The organism is Rhizobium sp. 18055, assembly GCF_902706285.1.
GTDB lineage: Bacteria > Pseudomonadota > Alphaproteobacteria > Rhizobiales > Rhizobiaceae > Rhizobium.
Map to the genome: position 1 here is coordinate 46,766 of NZ_CACSKD010000006.1, position 15,573 is coordinate 62,338.

Here is a 15,573-nt window from a genome sequence, read left to right on the forward strand (position 1 = left end):
AACATTAGCTATCCGCACCGCAAAAAAGAAATGCCGGAGATCATATCCCCGGCATGATGGTGCGCTCCAATGCTTAAGACTCGTAAAATGAGCCTATGCGTCGGCAAGAAATGTCTGTTTCTGGGTGCCGAGCCCTTCGATGCCAAGTTCGACGACATCGCCCGCCTTCAGGAAACGCTGCGGCTTCATGCCGAGGCCGACGCCCGGAGGCGTACCGGTCGATATTACATCGCCCGGATGAAGCGACATGAACTGGCTGAGGTATGAAACGACAAAGGCGACGCCATAGACCATGGTCTTCGAGGAGCCGTTCTGCATCGTTTCGCCATTCACCTTCAGCCACATGCCGAGGTTCTGCGGGTCCGAGATCTCGTCCTTGGTAACGAGCCATGGGCCGATGGGGCCGAACGTGTCGCAGGACTTTCCCTTGGTCCACTGGCCCGCGCGCTCGGACTGGAAGGCGCGCTCGGATACATCATGAGAAACACAGTAGCCGGCTACGTAATCTAATGCGTCCGCTTCGTTGACATATTTCGCAGTCTTGCCAATGATAACGCCGAGTTCGACTTCCCAGTCGGTCTTTTCAGAGCCGCGGGGGATCAGAACATTGTCATCAGGGCCGACGATAGCCGAGGTGGCCTTCATGAAGATGACAGGTTCGGGCGGCACCGCAGCACCGGTTTCGGCGGCGTGGTCGGAAAAATTGAGGCCGATGCAGATGAACTTTCCGGTACCGGCCACGCAAGCGCCGATACGGCCCGGTTGCAGCTCCGGAAGGCTCCTGGGATCAAGCTTTGCCAGCTTCGCGAGGCTGTCTGGCGAGATCGCTTTCCCTGCAATATCGGGCACATGGGCCGATAAATCGCGAATCTTGCCATCGGCATCCAGCATGGCCGGCTTCTCTTGGCCCACCTCTCCAACGCGCATGAGTTTCATGGAATATCCTCCTCAGCATGAGCAACGTTTCAATCACCTATGAACGAATTATTCACGGGTGTCATTACGGCTTTTCACCGGAGCGGTACGCCTTGCTCGGAAAATCTCGGTGAAGGGCGATCTTCTCGTGCGTTCGTCGAGGCCCTCCAGATGCGTGTTGGAGGCTTTGTTCTTGAAACTGTCCATTTAGCTGCCATGTTCGCGTTTAACCTTGAAGACCTATTTCCCTTAACCCGCCGGAATACCCATGACAAAAAGCAATAGCCGCGAATCCCAGTATCCGATTGACGTGATCTTTCTCGACCGATGGTCGCCGCGCGCCTTTACCGGAGAGGTCATTGAAGAGTCTGACCTGTTGACCGTTCTCGATGCAGCGCATTGGGCGCCGTCCTCCGCCAATCAGCAGCCATGGCGCTTTATCTATGCGTTGAAGGGCTCTGATGATTGGGACAAGTTTGTTGACCTGCTTGTCGAGTCAAACCAGGAATGGGCGAAAAATGCCTCCGCCCTGATCTTCGTTGTCTCCAAGGGGTTCAATGGAGAATTCTCCGAAGGGCGGAAGAGCTACACACATTCCTTCGACGCCGGCGCCGCCTGGGCGCAGCTTGCCCTGCAGGCCAAGTCCTCCGGCTTTTATGCGCATGGGATGGGCGGAATCAAACACGACGAGATCCGCGACACGTTTGCTATCCCCGAGGGCTACAGGGTCGAAGCGGGGATCGCCTTCGGACGCCTTGCAGACAAGGGCGTGCTTTCGGAACGCAATCAGGAACGAGAGTTTCCAAGCCAGCGCAAGCCTCTTGCCGAGGTGGCTTTCAAGGGAATGTTCGTGGCCGGCTAACGATAGACGCAAAAAAGCCCCGCAGCTTGATGGCAGCGGGGCCGTCTCAGCGAATATATCGCGTTTAGATGTCCAGGTTGGCAACGTTGAGGGCGTTTTCCTGGATGAATTCGCGCCGAGGCTCGACTTCATCACCCATCAGGCGGGCGAACAGGCCATCTGCATCCGTTGCGTCGGGCACGCGAACCTGCAGCAGCGAACGAACGTTCGGATCAAGCGTGGTTTCCCAGAGCTGTTCGGCATTCATCTCGCCAAGGCCCTTGTAGCGCTGCATGGTCAAGCCCTTGCGGCCGCTGGCGAAAACTGCTTCCAGAAGGGCGCGGGCACCTGACAGCTCGAGCTGACCTTCGCGACGCGTGAGCTTCGGCGGCGTCTGATAGATTTCCTTCAGTCGTAGCGATAGCTGATCAATCAGGCGCGCATCCTGCGAGCCGATCAACGCCATATCCAGCACAACGACTTCCTTGACGCCGCGAACCATGCGTTCAAGACGCAGGCCGCCTTCGCTCGTCAGGCCACCTTCCCAACCGCGTTCGGTTTCTTCGGCAATGATGTCGAGACGCCGCGCGACCTCGGCTACCAATTCCGTGGCGCGGGCCTGGTCGCTGACCGCCTCGGCGTTCAGCGCGCCGGCAATAGCTGCCTGCTCGACGACCGAGCGATTGTAGCGCGAGTGCAGATTGTCGAGCAGTGCGCGCAGGCGCAACGCATCGACGATCACTTCGCGTAGGTCCTGCCCGACGCGGACTTCTCCGCTGCCAAGCGTCAGCGCCGCATCATCCAGCCCCTGGGCGATGAGATATTCCTCGAGCGCCTTTTCGTCCTTCAGATACTGGATCGATTTACCGCGCGACACCTTATAGAGCGGCGGCTGGGCGATGTAGATGTGGCCGCGTTCGATAAGCTCCGGCATCTGGCGGAAGAAGAAGGTCAGCAGCAGCGTTCTGATGTGGGCGCCATCGACGTCAGCGTCCGTCATGATGATGATCTTGTGGTAGCGCAGCTTGTCGGCGTTGAACTCGTCCTTGCCGATGCCGGCGCCGAGTGCAGTGATCAGCGTGCCGATTTCCTGGCTCGACAGCATCTTGTCGAAGCGCGCGCGCTCGACATTCAAGATCTTGCCACGTAGCGGCAGGATTGCCTGGTTTTCGCGCGAACGACCCTGCTTGGCCGAACCGCCAGCCGAGTCGCCCTCGACGAGGAAGACTTCTGATTTGGCCGGATCACGCTCCGAGCAGTCGGCGAGCTTGCCGGGAAGAGAGGCAATGTCGAGGGCACCCTTGCGGCGGGTCAATTCGCGCGCCTTGCGCGCGGCTTCGCGGGCGGCGGCGGCTTCGACCACCTTGCCGACCAGGATCTTGGCGTCAGCTGGATGCTCTTCAAGCCAGGTGCTGAGCGCTTCGCTAACCAGATTTTCGACAACGGGGCGGACTTCCGAAGAAACCAGCTTGTCCTTTGTCTGCGACGAGAACTTCGGGTCCGGCACCTTGACGGAGAGAACGGCCGTGAGGCCTTCGCGGCAGTCATCGCCTGTCAGCGAGACCTTTTCCTTTTTGGTGATACCTGAGGTATCGGCATAGGAGGTGATCTGGCGCGTCAAGGCTGCGCGGAAGCCTGCCATGTGCGTGCCGCCATCGCGCTGGGGGATGTTGTTGGTGAAGCAGAGCACGTTTTCGTGGTAGCTATCGTTCCACCACATCGCCACTTCTACCGTGATGCCGTCCTTTTCGCTGCGAATGGCAACAGGCTTATCGACCAGCGGCTTCTTGGCGCGGTCGAGGTAGGCGACGAATGCTTCAAGGCCGCCATCGTATAGCAGCTCTTCCTGGCGCACATCGGAATGACGCTTGTCGGTGAGCAGGATGCGAACGCCGGAATTCAGGAATGCCAGTTCGCGCAGGCGGTGCTCAAGCGTTGCGAAATCGAATTCGATCATCGTGAAGGTATCGGTGCTCGGCATGAAGCTGACTTCGGTGCCAGTCAGACCTTCTGAATCGCCTGTCGACTTCAGCGGTGCGTCGGCCACGCCGTGGGTGAAGCTCATCTCGTGAACCTTGCCCTGGCGACGAATCTTGAGCTTCAGCCAAACCGAAAGGGCGTTGACGACCGAAACACCAACGCCGTGGAGACCGCCCGAGACCTTGTAGGAATTCTGGTCGAACTTACCGCCGGCGTGCAGCTGGGTCATGATGACTTCGGCAGCCGAGATGCCCTCGCCGGTGTGAATGTCCGTCGGGATGCCGCGACCGTTGTCGGTGACGGTGACCGAGCCATCTGAATTGATCGTCACCGTGACGATATCAGCATGACCGGCCAGCGCTTCGTCGATGGCGTTGTCGACGACCTCGTAGACCATGTGATGCAGGCCGGAGCCATCGTCAGTATCGCCGATATACATGCCGGGGCGCTTGCGCACGGCGTCGAGGCCCTTCAGGACCTTGATCGAGTCTGCGCCATACTCGGTGCTAACGCCGTTTTCCGTCGCGGGTGTATCGGTCATATTGTCGAGAATTCCCTGTTGTCGATGCCGTCGCGAAACGCTTGCGAATCACCGGCCTTAGTCACGCCGAATATAGGGTTTTTGGTTTAAGTTCCCAATGCCAGCGGCCCCAAAGAGCGCATAAAACAGGGGATTATGACCGTTTTCCGTCCGCATTTTCTGCATTTTCCAGAAGCTCCGACAGTTTTGCCAAAGTCGCCTCGTCCAGATGGCGGATGGACCCCGCCAAACGGTTGGCAAAGGTGGTATATTCAGCCGCCAAACCCGACGTATCGATGACAATCCGCGGGTCGGAAAAGCGGGCGACAAGGAAAAGATCGTCGGCTTCGTCCCAGATAATGTTGAAATAGCCGGCGATGCGCTGCAGCAGATCAAACGTGGGCAAGCCGCGCTTTCCGTGCTCAAGCGCCGAGAGATAGGCGGGCGAGACATTCAGTGCAGCCGCCATCTGCTTTTGGGACACACCCTTGCGCTCCCGCAGCTTGCGGATGGCCTCTCCGAAGGGTGTCATGCGTGATCACCCGGACGACGTGACAGGCGGATGTAAAGCGCGCCTTCGCCCCCATGATGCTGCGCAGCCGGCTCGTAAGAGGAGATCAGGTAGCGGAACTCGGCCTGCGAAAACCACATGGGAACCGCCCGCTTCAGAGCCCCCTCACTGCCCATCGAGCTGCCCTTGCCGGTGATGACGAGAACATGACGCATGCCGCGCTCGTGCGCCCTGATCAGGAAGTCGAGGAGCATGACATGCGCTTCGCTTTGATAGAGCCCATGCAGATCGAGGCGCGCTTCGAGCGCCAGGCGACCCTTGGCGATCTTGCGCTTGACCGGCCGCTCCAGCGGATGATGGATGCCGCCTGGTGGCTTTGCCGGCGCGGGAGGTTCGGGCTGGCCGCCTGCCCTGATGCCTGGTTTCGGTGTGCTAAGGTTTTTCTGCTCAGCAGCAGCCGCTTCGATTTCAGCCTCGGCGAGGAAAGCATCCAGTTCGTTCACGACACCGGCATTGCCTGGCATCGGGCGGGTACTGCGTGCCACCTTACCCCAGAGAATGCGTTCATCGGTGCTGAGCTTGCGATCCTTCGCCATCAACCAAACCTCGCCGCGGCTTTGTTCGGTATCAGGATGGCAAAATCGGCATCGTGCCGCACCGTGCCGGCAAGTTCGCCAGCGGCATCGCCGGAGCCGGTGAAGATATCGCCGCGAGCCGGACCGACAATCGCCGATCCGGTATCGAGCGCCAGCATCAAGCGCTGGAACGGTTTGCCGCCATCAAGGTGAAGCAGGTTTTGCGAACGGATGAAGAATGGAAATCCAAAGGTGTGGATGATGCGATCGACGGCAAGCGATCGGCCGGCGACGAGCGGAACCTTGGCCGCGGCGATCGGTCCGGCACCCTCATCGCCGAGCGAAACCTCGCGAAAGAAAATGTAAGACCTGTTGTGCCAGAGGATTTCGTCGATGCGATCCGGATGCATGGCAAGCCAGTGCCGGATGGACTGCATCGAGATGTCCGCGCGGTCAATCTCGCCGCGGTCGATCAAGAGTTTGCCGATTGCCGAGAACGGATGGCCGGCTTTCGCTGCGTAGGTAATACGACCCATGCGACCGTCGCTGTAACGCAAGCGAGCTGCACCCTGAACGTGAACGAAGAAGACATCGACCTTGGATTTTGCCCAGGCGATCTCAAGCCCCTGGCCCTGCAGCGCGCCCCGATCGATTGTGCCGCGGTCGAGATAAGGCTCGATGGTTCCGTCACGCGATCGACCAAAGCAGTAACTCGGATCCATCGTTGCCGGGCGATTTTGCTCATCGAGGTCGATCAAATCATCAGGACGGCGATAGAAGGGGAAGCGGTATTCGTCATCCGGCTGTGCCGACACCGCGATCTCGGGCTCGTAGAAGGCAGTGACAAAGCCACGGTGTCCGTCGCTGCGTCTGATCCGGAAAGGCCGACAGTGCGATTCGAAAAATCCCCGCGCCTCAGCCGCCGAGGTCGGCCCGACAGTGCGCGCGGCGATCAGAAGCTCTAGGAGATCATCGCTGGTAAGCCCCAGCGATCCCCTTCGGTACGGTTTCGTATCCTCGATATGGCGGCGACAAGCCTCCATAACTTCAAAAAGGCCGGAGGGGTCGTCATCCCTCCAGCCATCCAGTTCATCAAAGCCTATCGCCTGAAGGGCATAGCCCTGCCCGTCTTCACTCATGTTCCGATTCGGTGGCCACGAGTTTCCAGTTCGGGTCGCGCGACCGCGTGTCTCGGGCAAACGTCCAGACATCGCTCACCTCGGCGACGGCTTCCGCATCGCCATCCACCAGAACCTCGGCCTTGTCGTAGGTTGCCGAGATCATCTGGCTGACGATCCTCAGGGTGATCTGCGCTTCGCTGCCGTTGACTTCGACATTCTTGATCTCTGCCTTGTCGATGCCGACAAAGGTGGACTTCACCTTTTCGCCCTTGCTTTCACGATCTGCAATTGCCGCATCGAAGCCGTCGTAGACTTCCTTCGACAGCAGGTTCTTCAGCGCCTTCCGATCACCGTCGGCAAAGGCCATGACGATCATCTCGTAAGCCATGCGGGCACCGTTGACGAATTCCTTGGGGTTGAACGAAGGATCTGCCTTGTTCATTTCACGCAGCTGTTCATTGAGCGGCGTGCCTGCGGGCGTAAAAGCGTCGATGGCTGCGAAACGGTCTGCTTCCTCTACAGATGTATCTCGACGCGGCAGCGTCACCACCTTGCCGGCATCCGGTGTCTCCGGTCCTGCGGCATCGCGCGGCGTGTAAAGATCGCGTGGGGGCTTCTCATTTCCCGTGCGCCGACCAAGAACGTTGCGCAACTGCAGAAATATCAGCACCGCCGCCACGAGAAAAAACAAAGTGATGAAGTCGTTTGAACCCATATCCCGCCGCAATCTGTTAGCATCTATGATTTGTATACCCATATAGGCTGCATATACAGATGATTCAAATGGGTCCCGTACGATGGGCCAATTTCAATGGAGACCGGTGAAGACCGGAATGACACGATGCGCCTCACAATGCTGCCCGGTTTTCTCCTGCTTTTGCCTCTGGCCGAGATCGCAGGCTTCGTTCTTGTCGGGAAGACGATCGGGCTTTGGGCAACGCTGGCGCTGGTGATGCTGAGTTTTGTCGCCGGCATGATGCTGCTGCGCCGGCAGGGCATCGGCATATTGCAGCGCATGTCAATGGAAGGCCGGAGCGGAGCGTTGCCTGGGCGCGAATTGTTGCGGCCTGCCATGTTTGTCATCGCGGCGCTGTTGCTGATCATTCCGGGTTTTATCACCGATATCATTGCGCTGTTGATGTTCATCCCGGCAGTGCGAGATTTCGGCTGGAACTATGTCAGCCGCCGTTTCGTGGTGGTGGGTACAGCGGGAAACGTCAGGCGACCGTCGCAATCGCCTGACCGGGATGGTGGCTCGACCGTCGTCGATCTTGATGAGGGCGATTATCAACGCACCCCGAACGGCAAGTCGCCGTGGTCCGGCAAAAGCCTCGGCGAATGAGGCCATAGGCGAGATAAACCGCGCCGGGCTCAGGGTTGTAACGGCATCATCGAAATGATAGATGCGGCACAATCCAATGCCCTCGAGGAAAAGCCAATGGACAGCGAAAACAGCAATAACGGCGCAACGAGCCCGAGCCTTACCATCCTAGCACAGTACACCAAGGACCTCTCTTTCGAGAATCCAGGTGCACCACGTTCGCTGCAGGCCCGCGACAAGGCACCCGCCATCAACATCAATGTCAACGTCAACGCCAACCCGCTTTCCGACACGGATTTCGACGTCGTTCTTTCTCTGAACGCCGAAGCCAAGGAAGGTGACAAGACCGTGTTTCATACGGAACTGGTTTATGGCGGCGTGTTCCGGATTGCCGGTTTCCCGCAGGAACACATGCTTCCGGTCCTCTTCATCGAGTGCCCGCGCATGCTCTTCCCGTTCGCACGCCAGATCATTGCCGACGTGACACGCAACGGCGGCTTCCCGCCGCTGATGATCGACCCGATCGATTTCTCGCAGATGTTTGCCCAGCGCGTCGCCGAAGAGCAGACTCGCGACAAAGTTCAGACAAACTGATCTTCCGATCGACAGACTTTTAGAGATGCCCGGGTCCGCCCGGGCATTTTAGTTTGGGCGATCGTATTTTGCCCAGATGCCTTTTTGGCCGAGCTTGGCAATCAGCGCATCGTGCTGCTGCTCTTCGAGGTTACTCAGACGTCGTGCCAACGGCCGTGGTCGCTCAAGGGCAACGAGGACAACATCCTCATTGTCATCATTGCGCTCCGATGCCCCGTTGTTCTGGGACATGCCGAGACCGAGTGCCGTCTGACGGCCACCGATCATCTCGATATAGACCTCTGCCAGCAGTTCGGAGTCGAGAAGCGCGCCATGCTTTGCGCGGTGCGAATTGTCGATACCGTAGCGGCGGCAAAGGGCATCGAGCGAATTCGGACCCATTGGATGCTTCCGCCGGGCCATCGACAGCGTGTCGGTCACATATTCCGGCGAAATTGGCGGCAAGGCCATCCTTGCAAGTTCGGCATTGATAAAACCCATATCGAATGTCGCATTGTGCGCGATCCACTTGCCGTCGCCGAAGAAATCGAGGATCTCCTGCGCCACCGATGCGAACGGCTGCTTGTCCTTCAGGAACTCATCGGTGATCCCATGCACTGCAAGCGCATCCGGGTGAACCTTCTGGTCTCCCGGACTGATATAGATGTGCAGCGTTCTCCCCGTCGGGAAGTGATTGAACAGTTCGATGCCGCCGATTTCGATGATGCGATCCGTGCGGTTGTCCAGACCTGTGGTTTCCGTATCGAAAATGATCTCACGCATTCTGGAAATCTCCGTTCGCCATCCGGCGCTTCAGGTCTGCAATGATCTCTGCGACCCGTTGTTTGGCTGGTTCGATACCCTGTCCGGTATCGATGACATAATCAGCTCTTGCGCGCTTTTTCGCATCGGGCGTCTGGCGAGAGAGAATCATGTTGAATTTCTCGTCCGTCATGTTCGGCCGCGCAAGTACCCGCTGGCGCTGAATCTGTGGATCACAGCTGACCACGACGATGACATCCACCCTGTCCTGCGCGCCGCTTTCGAAGAGTAGCGGAATGTCGAGCAGGATCATCGCAGTTCCTCTCTCTCGCTCCTTTTCGATAAAAGCAGCTTCCCGCTTGCGGACGAGTGGATGGACGATCTGCTCCAGCTGTTTGAAACCATCCGATCTCAACGTGAGCTGTCGAGCCAGTTCCTGCCGATCGACAACGCCATCCTTAACAGAGCCGGGAAAGGCGGCCTCCACCAGTGGCGCTGCTTCACCGCGGTAAAGATTATGAACCACCGCGTCAGCATCATTCACCGGCACACCTGCTTCAGCAAAGAGATTTGCCGTTGTCGATTTCCCCATTCCGATCGAGCCGGTCAGGCCAACCCTGAGCATCAGTGCTGTTCCATATCCGCGATGATCAATGCCCGAAGGACTTCATCGACAACGGGGCGCTGCCCGAACCATTTTTCGAAGCCGGGCGCTGCCTGGTGCAACAGCATACCCAAGCCATCGACGGTCGCAAAACCCTGAGCCTGCGCTTGTGCCAGAATTGGTGTCATGAGCGGTATATAGACAATGTCGGTGACGACGGCATTCTGCTGCATTGGCGAAAAATCGATAGCGGGTGCCGCTTCCCCTTCCATGCCGAGCGACGTGGTGTTGATAAAAAGACCAGCACCTTTCATGACCTCAGCCAGAGCGCCCATCGGATGCGGATGCACGGTCATGCCAAAACGGTCGGCCAATTCCACAGCCCTGGCGACAGTTCGGTTGACCAGATGGATTTCTCTGACACCACGATCTCGAACAGCCTGAACAACAGCCCGGCTCGCGCCGCCGGCTCCAAGGATCACCGCAGAGCCGGATTTATCCCAGCCAGGATGGCGCTCGTCGAGATTGGCGGTGAAGCCCTGGCCGTCCGTGTTCGTCGCCTTGAGTTTCCCATCTTCGAGCCAGAGCGTGTTGGACGCGCCAAGTTCGCACGATAGATCGTCCGGCTCGTCGGCCAGCTTGAACGCCATTTCCTTGTGCGGGATGGTGACGTTGCCGCCAACGAAGCCAGACGTGCCTGACTTCAGGGATTGGACGAATGCGGGAAAATCCTCTGGCGCCACCTCGTGGGTGCAGTAGCTTCCAGGCAAAGCAAGCGTCTTCAGCCAGTGGCCGTGGATGATGGGGGACCGTGAATGCTTGACGGGAAAGCCTGTAACGAAGGCGCGGGGCGCAAATGTTTCACGTGAATCATCCATCGATCGCACCCAGCTCTCTCAGCTTTTCCAATAGCGCCAACATCGGCAGGCCCAATATGGTGAAGTAGTCGCCATCGATTTTCGAAAACAGCTGCAGCCCCTCCCCTTCAAGCTGGTAGGCCCCGACGCTGCTCAGGGCCCGGTCTCCCACCCGCTTCAGATGTCGCGCGATGAAATCATCCGTAAGCGCGCGCATCGTCAACTCGGCATGCGCGACATACTCCCAGATGATATCGCCGTTATAGGAGATTGCCACTGCGCTGTTGAGCCGGTGCATATTTCCGGACAGAGCCTTGAGATGATCAGTCGCGTCATCGAAGTTTTTTGGCTTGTGAAACGTCCGGTGCCCGAGCGACATGGTTTGATCCGAGCCGATGACCATGACGTCAGGAAAGCGATCGCTCACTTCCTTTGCCTTGGCCTTGGCGAGCACAAGCGCAATCGCATCGGGCGTTGCGCCCTCCTGCTCGAGCGGTGCCTCGATCGCCCGCTCATCGACCTTGGCGGGATGAGCCTCGAATGACAGCCCTGCATTTTCCATGAGCATCCGGCGAAACGGACTTGATGATGCGAGAATGAGTTTGGGTATCATGGTTCCCTCGGCGCAGTTGATTGCCGCAGCGCTTAACGCAGCTTCGGGCGGAGAGCAACGATCGCGGCGGCGGTCTCCTCGATGGAGCGGCGGGTCACGTCGATCATCGGCCAGTTGTGACGCGCGCAGAGTGAGCGTGCATATTTGAGCTCTTCCGATATCGCGGCGCGATCGGTGTAATCGCCCCGATCAAAGCCGGGCGTCGCTCCGAGAATGCGATTTTCACGGACCTGCGAGATACGATCGGTCGTCGCGATAAGGCAGACGATCAGAGGCTTGGTGGTTTCGAACAGACTTTCAGGAAGCGGCACGCCATGGACGACAGGGATGTTGGCGGTCTTGATACCGCGATTGGCGAGATAGATGCTCGTCGGTGTCTTCGAGGTGCGGCTGATGCCGATGATGACGACGTCGGCGTCATTATAGTCATCCGGCATCTGGCCGTCGTCATGGTCCATGGTGAAGTTGAGTGCCTCGATGCGCGCGAAGTATCCCGCATTCATGACATGCTGGGCGCCGACGCGGCGAAGCGACGGCGCACCAAGATAAATCTGAAATGCGTTCAGCACCGGTTCGAGCACATTCACCGATGCGACGCCCATTTCGCGGCAACGCTCATCGATCAGGGTGGCGAGCTCGCGATCGACGATCGTGTAGAGAACGATGCCCGGTTCGCTGTCGATCGCCTGCAGGACGGTCAGGAGCTGCTTTCGATTGCGGATCAGCGGGTACACATGCTCGATCGGCTGCGAGGACTTGAACTGGGCCGATGCTGCGCGCCCGGCCGAGATCAGTGTTTCCCCCGTTGAGTCAGAAATCAGATGCAGATGGAAGAAGTTCGTTCGGTTCTCCACGCTATTTTCCGCTGCCTGTTGAAAACACTGGATGACGGAGAGCTACGGGAGCCGGCAGGGGTAAGGCAAGGGAAAACATGCCTAGTTTTCCACATTTCGGATTCTCGGGAGCGGACTGGAAGGGGGCTGTTGGTTCTGTGGAAAGCTTTCATCTCACTCTATGATACCCACAGCTTGTCCACAGGACGGGTGATTTCTCTGACCAGCGCATCGAATTGGAATCCTTGGCTGTTTTCGCGTGATCCACGATCTTTTGGAGATTGCGTCACTAACTCTCCCGCATCGGCGGCCTCTGAGTGACAAATGGTATCGGGCGTGGATGGATTTTAATCCTTGATAGTCACCGACTCTAAGAAATAGAAACCTTAGAAAGATCTTTGTTTTTTTATAGGGAAGAAGCGCTTGAGCGAAATGCGCCGGAAGGTAATCCAGGTTTTGGAGGGGGAAACTCTGAGCCCACCGCCAATCTGGCTGATGCGGCAGGCCGGTCGGTATCTGCCGGAGTATCGGCAGGTGAGAGCCAAGGCCGGAAGTTTTCTCGATCTCTGTTACACCCCGGATCATGCCGTCGAAGTCACGCTCCAGCCGATCCGTCGTTTTGCTTTTGATGCTGCCATTCTGTTTTCCGACATTCTGGTGATACCGGATGCTATGAAGCGCAATGTTCGTTTCACCGAAGGCCACGGACCTGAGATGGATCCCATCGACGTCGATGGGATTGCAGGTCTGGATGGAGACCGCGTTTTGGAGCACCTGGCGCCGGTGCTGGAGAGCGTCAGGCGTCTTCGTGGGGAGCTACCACAGGAGACGACCTTGCTGGGCTTCTGTGGCGCTCCCTGGACCGTTGCGACTTACATGATCGCCGGCCACGGGACACCGGACCAAGCCCCTGCCCGCTTGTTCGCTTATCGGCATCCGAAAGCTTTCGAAGATTTACTGATGTTGCTGGCCGATGTTTCGGCCGACTACCTGGTGGCGCAGATCGACGCCGGTGCCGATGCCGTGCAGATTTTCGATTCCTGGGCAGGCGTGCTCGGCGAACGTGAGTTCCAGGCATTTGCTGTCAAGCCGGTGGCGCGAATGATCGCCTCGGTCAAGGCCCGTCGGCCGAAGGCGAAAATCATCGCTTTTGCGAAAGGCGCTGGTTATCTGCTGAAGGATTACCGGCAGAAGACCAAGGCGGATGCCATCGGTCTCGATTGGTCTGTGCCGCTCGACTTTGCGGTGGAGTTGCAGAAGGATGGTCCTGTCCAAGGAAATCTGGATCCCATGCGAATGGTCGCTGGCGGTGTTGCGCTCGAGGAGGGTATCGACGATATCCTGCAGCGGCTTGGCAACGGGCCGCTGATCTTCAATCTCGGGCACGGCATTACCCCGCAGGCCGATCCCGAGAATGTCAGGCTGCTGGTCGAGCGTGTTCGCGGCGGAAGGGCCTGAAGATGGAACGACAGATCGACGAGAAACCGGGTGCCTATGCCCGCCGGCGCGCTTTTATCGCAATCGCATTCTTTGCGCTCCTCGCCGTTGGCCTTTTCGTCTGGAATCCGGATACGCTTTACCTCTGGATCAAGGCACTTCACATCATTGCGGTGATTTCCTGGATGGCCGGGCTGTTCTACATGCCCCGGCTGTTTATCTATCACACCGACGCCGAGCCCGGTTCCATCCAGTCCGAGACATTCAAGGTGATGGAACGCCGCCTGCTGAAGGTGATCATGAACCCCGCGATGATGCTGACCTGGATTTTTGGTCTGTACCTGTCGTGGTCGGTCTACGGTTTTCAGGGCGGATGGTTGCACGCGAAGATCGGGCTTGTGGTGCTGCTGACCGCCGTGCATGTGTTCTTCAGCCGTGCAGTGAAAGCATTCGAGCGTGACGAGAACCGACGTTCTGCGCGCTACTGGCGGTTCATGAACGAGGCGCCGACGGTTCTGATGATCGTGATCGTGATCCTGGTTGTTGTGAAGCCATTTTGACGCAGCCTGGCCGTCGGTTAAATTTGTTTCATTTTAAGCATCCCCCTTGCGGCGACGTGTGTGACTCGCTATTTTCCGTTCACTTCATCCTTGTGGCATGTATGTAAAGTTCAATCGTCTGCGGATTCCTCGCAGGACCGATTACCACCTCGACATCGCCTTTCCCCTCAAAATTATAGAGTAATGGTCACTTCATGTCTGAAATGAAGCTTCAGGAACTTAAGAGTAAATCCCCGACGGATATTCTGGCATTTGCCGAATCGCTCGAGGTAGAAAACGCCAGCACCATGCGCAAACAGGAGCTGATGTTTGCGATACTCAAGGTTCTTGCCAGCCAGGATGTGGAAATTATCGGCGAAGGCGTGGTTGAAGTGCTGCAGGACGGCTTCGGCTTCCTGCGCTCCGCCAATGCCAATTATCTGCCGGGTCCGGATGATATTTATATCTCCCCGTCGCAGATCCGTCGTTTCTCGCTGAAGACCGGCGATACCGTCGAAGGTCCGATCCGCGGGCCCAAGGAAGGCGAGCGCTATTTTGCCTTGCTGAAGGTCAACACGATCAATTTCGACGATCCTGAAAAGATCCGCCACAAGGTCCATTTCGACAATCTGACGCCGCTTTACCCGAATGAGCGCTTCAAGATGGAGCTGGAAATTCCGACGACGAAAGATTTGTCGTCACGCGTCATCGATCTGGTGGCACCACTCGGCAAAGGCCAGCGTGGCCTGATCGTGGCGCCGCCGCGCACCGGCAAGACCGTGCTTTTGCAGAACATTGCGCATTCGATTACCGCAAACCATCCAGAGTGCTATCTCATCGTGCTGCTGATCGACGAACGTCCGGAAGAAGTGACGGATATGCAACGGTCGGTGAAAGGCGAAGTGGTGTCCTCGACCTTTGATGAGCCGGCGACGCGCCACGTCCAGGTCGCCGAGATGGTCATCGAGAAGGCCAAGCGCCTTGTCGAGCACGGCCGTGATGTTGTCATCCTGCTCGATTCCATCACGCGCCTTGGTCGCGCCTACAACACTGTTGTTCCGTCGTCCGGCAAGGTGCTCACTGGTGGTGTTGATGCCAACGCTCTCCAGCGCCCGAAGCGCTTCTTCGGTGCTGCCCGCAACATCGAAGAAGGTGGTTCTCTGACGATCATTGCGACAGCGCTGATCGACACCGGCAGCCGCATGGACGAGGTCATTTTCGAAGAATTCAAGGGCACCGGCAACTCGGAAATCGTGCTTGACCGCAAGGTCGCCGACAAGCGCATCTTCCCGTCCATGGATATCCTCAAGTCCGGCACGCGTAAGGAAGATCTGCTTGTTCCACGTCAGGACCTGCAGAAGATCTTCGTATTGCGCCGCATCCTGGCGCCGATGGGGACGACCGATGCTATCGAGTTCCTGATCGACAAGTTGAAGCAGACGAAGAGCAACTCCGACTTCTTCGAATCGATGAATACCTAATCATTAGCCGGATTCCACCCGAAGAGCCGGCCTGTCATGGCCGGCTTTTTTCGTTCTGCCTCGTGTCTTCGACACGCCGAAGGTTTGTCG

General features: G+C 57.9%; 17 protein-coding genes. 6 read left to right on the top strand and 11 right to left on the bottom strand.

The window, feature by feature from the left end; genetic code table 11:
* Positions 1 to 93 precede the first annotated feature (93 nt).
* A complete protein-coding gene (locus GVL52_RS12610; protein WP_160007514.1) occupies positions 94 to 936 on the bottom strand; it encodes a fumarylacetoacetate hydrolase family protein in 843 nt (280 codons plus the stop codon).
* Between the two features lie 247 nt (positions 937 to 1,183).
* On the opposite strand from GVL52_RS12610, the gene GVL52_RS12615 reads away from it, so the two are divergent.
* Positions 1,184 to 1,777 carry a nitroreductase family protein gene (locus tag GVL52_RS12615; RefSeq protein ID WP_160007516.1) on the top strand — a complete coding sequence of 198 codons (594 nt, stop codon included), beginning with the start codon at positions 1,184 to 1,186 and terminating at the stop codon, positions 1,775 to 1,777.
* 64 nt (positions 1,778 to 1,841) lie between these two features.
* Here the strand turns inward: GVL52_RS12615 and gyrB are convergent, their stop codons facing one another.
* From gyrB to GVL52_RS12640, 5 genes are all read right to left on the bottom strand, one after another.
* On the bottom strand, positions 1,842 to 4,277 hold the full coding sequence (gene gyrB / locus GVL52_RS12620) for a DNA topoisomerase (ATP-hydrolyzing) subunit B (RefSeq protein ID WP_160007518.1): 2,436 nt from the start codon (positions 4,275 to 4,277) through the stop codon (positions 1,842 to 1,844).
* A gap of 133 nt (positions 4,278 to 4,410) precedes the next feature.
* On the bottom strand, positions 4,411 to 4,788 hold the full coding sequence (locus GVL52_RS12625) for a helix-turn-helix domain-containing protein (protein WP_160007520.1): 378 nt from the start codon (positions 4,786 to 4,788) through the stop codon (positions 4,411 to 4,413).
* Positions 4,785 to 5,363, bottom strand: a complete 579-nt coding sequence (locus tag GVL52_RS12630) for a Smr/MutS family protein (protein WP_160007522.1) — start codon at positions 5,361 to 5,363, stop codon at positions 4,785 to 4,787. The genes GVL52_RS12625 and GVL52_RS12630 overlap by 4 nt, the downstream gene beginning before the upstream one ends.
* Positions 5,363 to 6,481: a murein transglycosylase A gene (locus tag GVL52_RS12635; RefSeq protein WP_160007524.1), complete on the bottom strand. Its 1,119-nt coding sequence runs from the start codon at positions 6,479 to 6,481 to the stop codon at positions 5,363 to 5,365. Before GVL52_RS12635 ends, GVL52_RS12630 begins: the two co-directional genes overlap by 1 nt.
* Positions 6,474 to 7,178 (bottom strand): Tim44/TimA family putative adaptor protein, encoded by a 705-nt coding sequence (locus GVL52_RS12640; protein WP_160007526.1) that lies wholly within the window; start codon positions 7,176 to 7,178, stop codon positions 6,474 to 6,476. The genes GVL52_RS12635 and GVL52_RS12640 overlap by 8 nt, the downstream gene beginning before the upstream one ends.
* A gap of 126 nt (positions 7,179 to 7,304) precedes the next feature.
* Here GVL52_RS12640 and GVL52_RS12645 point away from each other — a divergent pair, with 126 nt between their 5' ends.
* Both GVL52_RS12645 and secB read left to right on the top strand, forming a co-directional pair.
* Positions 7,305 to 7,805: an FxsA family protein gene (locus GVL52_RS12645; RefSeq protein ID WP_160007528.1), complete on the top strand. Its 501-nt coding sequence runs from the start codon at positions 7,305 to 7,307 to the stop codon at positions 7,803 to 7,805.
* A gap of 96 nt (positions 7,806 to 7,901) precedes the next feature.
* On the top strand, positions 7,902 to 8,378 hold the full coding sequence (gene secB / locus GVL52_RS12650; protein WP_160007530.1) for a protein-export chaperone SecB: 477 nt from the start codon (positions 7,902 to 7,904) through the stop codon (positions 8,376 to 8,378).
* Positions 8,379 to 8,426: 48 nt separating this feature from the next.
* On the opposite strand, the gene dnaQ is transcribed toward secB, so the two are convergent.
* The 5 genes from dnaQ to GVL52_RS12675 are packed head-to-tail and all read right to left on the bottom strand — an operon-like array spanning position 8,427 to position 12,047.
* Positions 8,427 to 9,140, bottom strand: a complete 714-nt coding sequence (gene dnaQ / locus GVL52_RS12655; protein ID WP_160007532.1) for a DNA polymerase III subunit epsilon — start codon at positions 9,138 to 9,140, stop codon at positions 8,427 to 8,429.
* Positions 9,133 to 9,744, bottom strand: a complete 612-nt coding sequence (coaE, locus tag GVL52_RS12660) for a dephospho-CoA kinase (RefSeq protein ID WP_160007534.1) — start codon at positions 9,742 to 9,744, stop codon at positions 9,133 to 9,135. The genes dnaQ and coaE overlap by 8 nt, the downstream gene beginning before the upstream one ends.
* The gene (locus tag GVL52_RS12665) at positions 9,744 to 10,601 is read right to left on the bottom strand and encodes a shikimate dehydrogenase (protein WP_160007536.1); all 858 of its coding nucleotides are present in this window, start codon (positions 10,599 to 10,601) and stop codon (positions 9,744 to 9,746) included. The genes coaE and GVL52_RS12665 overlap by 1 nt, the downstream gene beginning before the upstream one ends.
* Positions 10,594 to 11,193: a Maf-like protein gene (locus tag GVL52_RS12670; protein ID WP_160007538.1), complete on the bottom strand. Its 600-nt coding sequence runs from the start codon at positions 11,191 to 11,193 to the stop codon at positions 10,594 to 10,596. Before GVL52_RS12670 ends, GVL52_RS12665 begins: the two co-directional genes overlap by 8 nt.
* Positions 11,194 to 11,225: 32 nt before the next feature.
* On the bottom strand, positions 11,226 to 12,047 hold the full coding sequence (locus tag GVL52_RS12675) for a pyruvate, water dikinase regulatory protein (RefSeq protein WP_160007540.1): 822 nt from the start codon (positions 12,045 to 12,047) through the stop codon (positions 11,226 to 11,228).
* Positions 12,048 to 12,449: 402 nt separating this feature from the next.
* Here GVL52_RS12675 and hemE point away from each other — a divergent pair, with 402 nt between their 5' ends.
* The 3 genes from hemE (at position 12,450) to rho (ending at position 15,483) form a co-directional block, all read left to right on the top strand.
* Positions 12,450 to 13,484, top strand: coding sequence for a uroporphyrinogen decarboxylase (hemE, locus tag GVL52_RS12680; protein ID WP_160007542.1), 1,035 nt, complete (start codon positions 12,450 to 12,452; stop codon positions 13,482 to 13,484).
* A gap of 2 nt (positions 13,485 to 13,486) precedes the next feature.
* Positions 13,487 to 14,023 carry a protoporphyrinogen oxidase HemJ gene (gene hemJ / locus GVL52_RS12685; RefSeq protein ID WP_160007544.1) on the top strand — a complete coding sequence of 179 codons (537 nt, stop codon included), beginning with the start codon at positions 13,487 to 13,489 and terminating at the stop codon, positions 14,021 to 14,023.
* Between the two features lie 194 nt (positions 14,024 to 14,217).
* A complete protein-coding gene (gene rho, locus GVL52_RS12690) occupies positions 14,218 to 15,483 on the top strand; it encodes a transcription termination factor Rho (protein WP_160007546.1) in 1,266 nt (421 codons plus the stop codon).
* Positions 15,484 to 15,573 lie beyond the last annotated feature (90 nt).

What these genes read in the sequence shown, in the direction of transcription:
- GVL52_RS12610 (WP_160007514.1), bottom strand. Translation starts at nt 936, where the DNA reads ATGAAACTCATGCGCGTTGGAGAGGTGGGCCAAGAGAAGCCGGCCATG.
- GVL52_RS12615 (WP_160007516.1), top strand. Translation starts at nt 1,184, where the DNA reads ATGACAAAAAGCAATAGCCGCGAATCCCAGTATCCGATTGACGTGATC.
- gyrB (WP_160007518.1), bottom strand. Translation starts at nt 4,277, where the DNA reads ATGACCGATACACCCGCGACGGAAAACGGCGTTAGCACCGAGTATGGC.
- GVL52_RS12625 (WP_160007520.1), bottom strand. Translation starts at nt 4,788, where the DNA reads ATGACACCCTTCGGAGAGGCCATCCGCAAGCTGCGGGAGCGCAAGGGT.
- GVL52_RS12630 (WP_160007522.1), bottom strand. Translation starts at nt 5,363, where the DNA reads ATGGCGAAGGATCGCAAGCTCAGCACCGATGAACGCATTCTCTGGGGT.
- GVL52_RS12635 (WP_160007524.1), bottom strand. Translation starts at nt 6,481, where the DNA reads ATGAGTGAAGACGGGCAGGGCTATGCCCTTCAGGCGATAGGCTTTGAT.
- GVL52_RS12640 (WP_160007526.1), bottom strand. Translation starts at nt 7,178, where the DNA reads ATGGGTTCAAACGACTTCATCACTTTGTTTTTTCTCGTGGCGGCGGTG.
- GVL52_RS12645 (WP_160007528.1), top strand. Translation starts at nt 7,305, where the DNA reads ATGCGCCTCACAATGCTGCCCGGTTTTCTCCTGCTTTTGCCTCTGGCC.
- secB (WP_160007530.1), top strand. Translation starts at nt 7,902, where the DNA reads ATGGACAGCGAAAACAGCAATAACGGCGCAACGAGCCCGAGCCTTACC.
- dnaQ (WP_160007532.1), bottom strand. Translation starts at nt 9,140, where the DNA reads ATGCGTGAGATCATTTTCGATACGGAAACCACAGGTCTGGACAACCGC.
- coaE (WP_160007534.1), bottom strand. Translation starts at nt 9,744, where the DNA reads ATGCTCAGGGTTGGCCTGACCGGCTCGATCGGAATGGGGAAATCGACA.
- GVL52_RS12665 (WP_160007536.1), bottom strand. Translation starts at nt 10,601, where the DNA reads ATGGATGATTCACGTGAAACATTTGCGCCCCGCGCCTTCGTTACAGGC.
- GVL52_RS12670 (WP_160007538.1), bottom strand. Translation starts at nt 11,193, where the DNA reads ATGATACCCAAACTCATTCTCGCATCATCAAGTCCGTTTCGCCGGATG.
- hemJ (WP_160007544.1), top strand. Translation starts at nt 13,487, where the DNA reads ATGGAACGACAGATCGACGAGAAACCGGGTGCCTATGCCCGCCGGCGC.
- rho (WP_160007546.1), top strand. Translation starts at nt 14,218, where the DNA reads ATGTCTGAAATGAAGCTTCAGGAACTTAAGAGTAAATCCCCGACGGAT.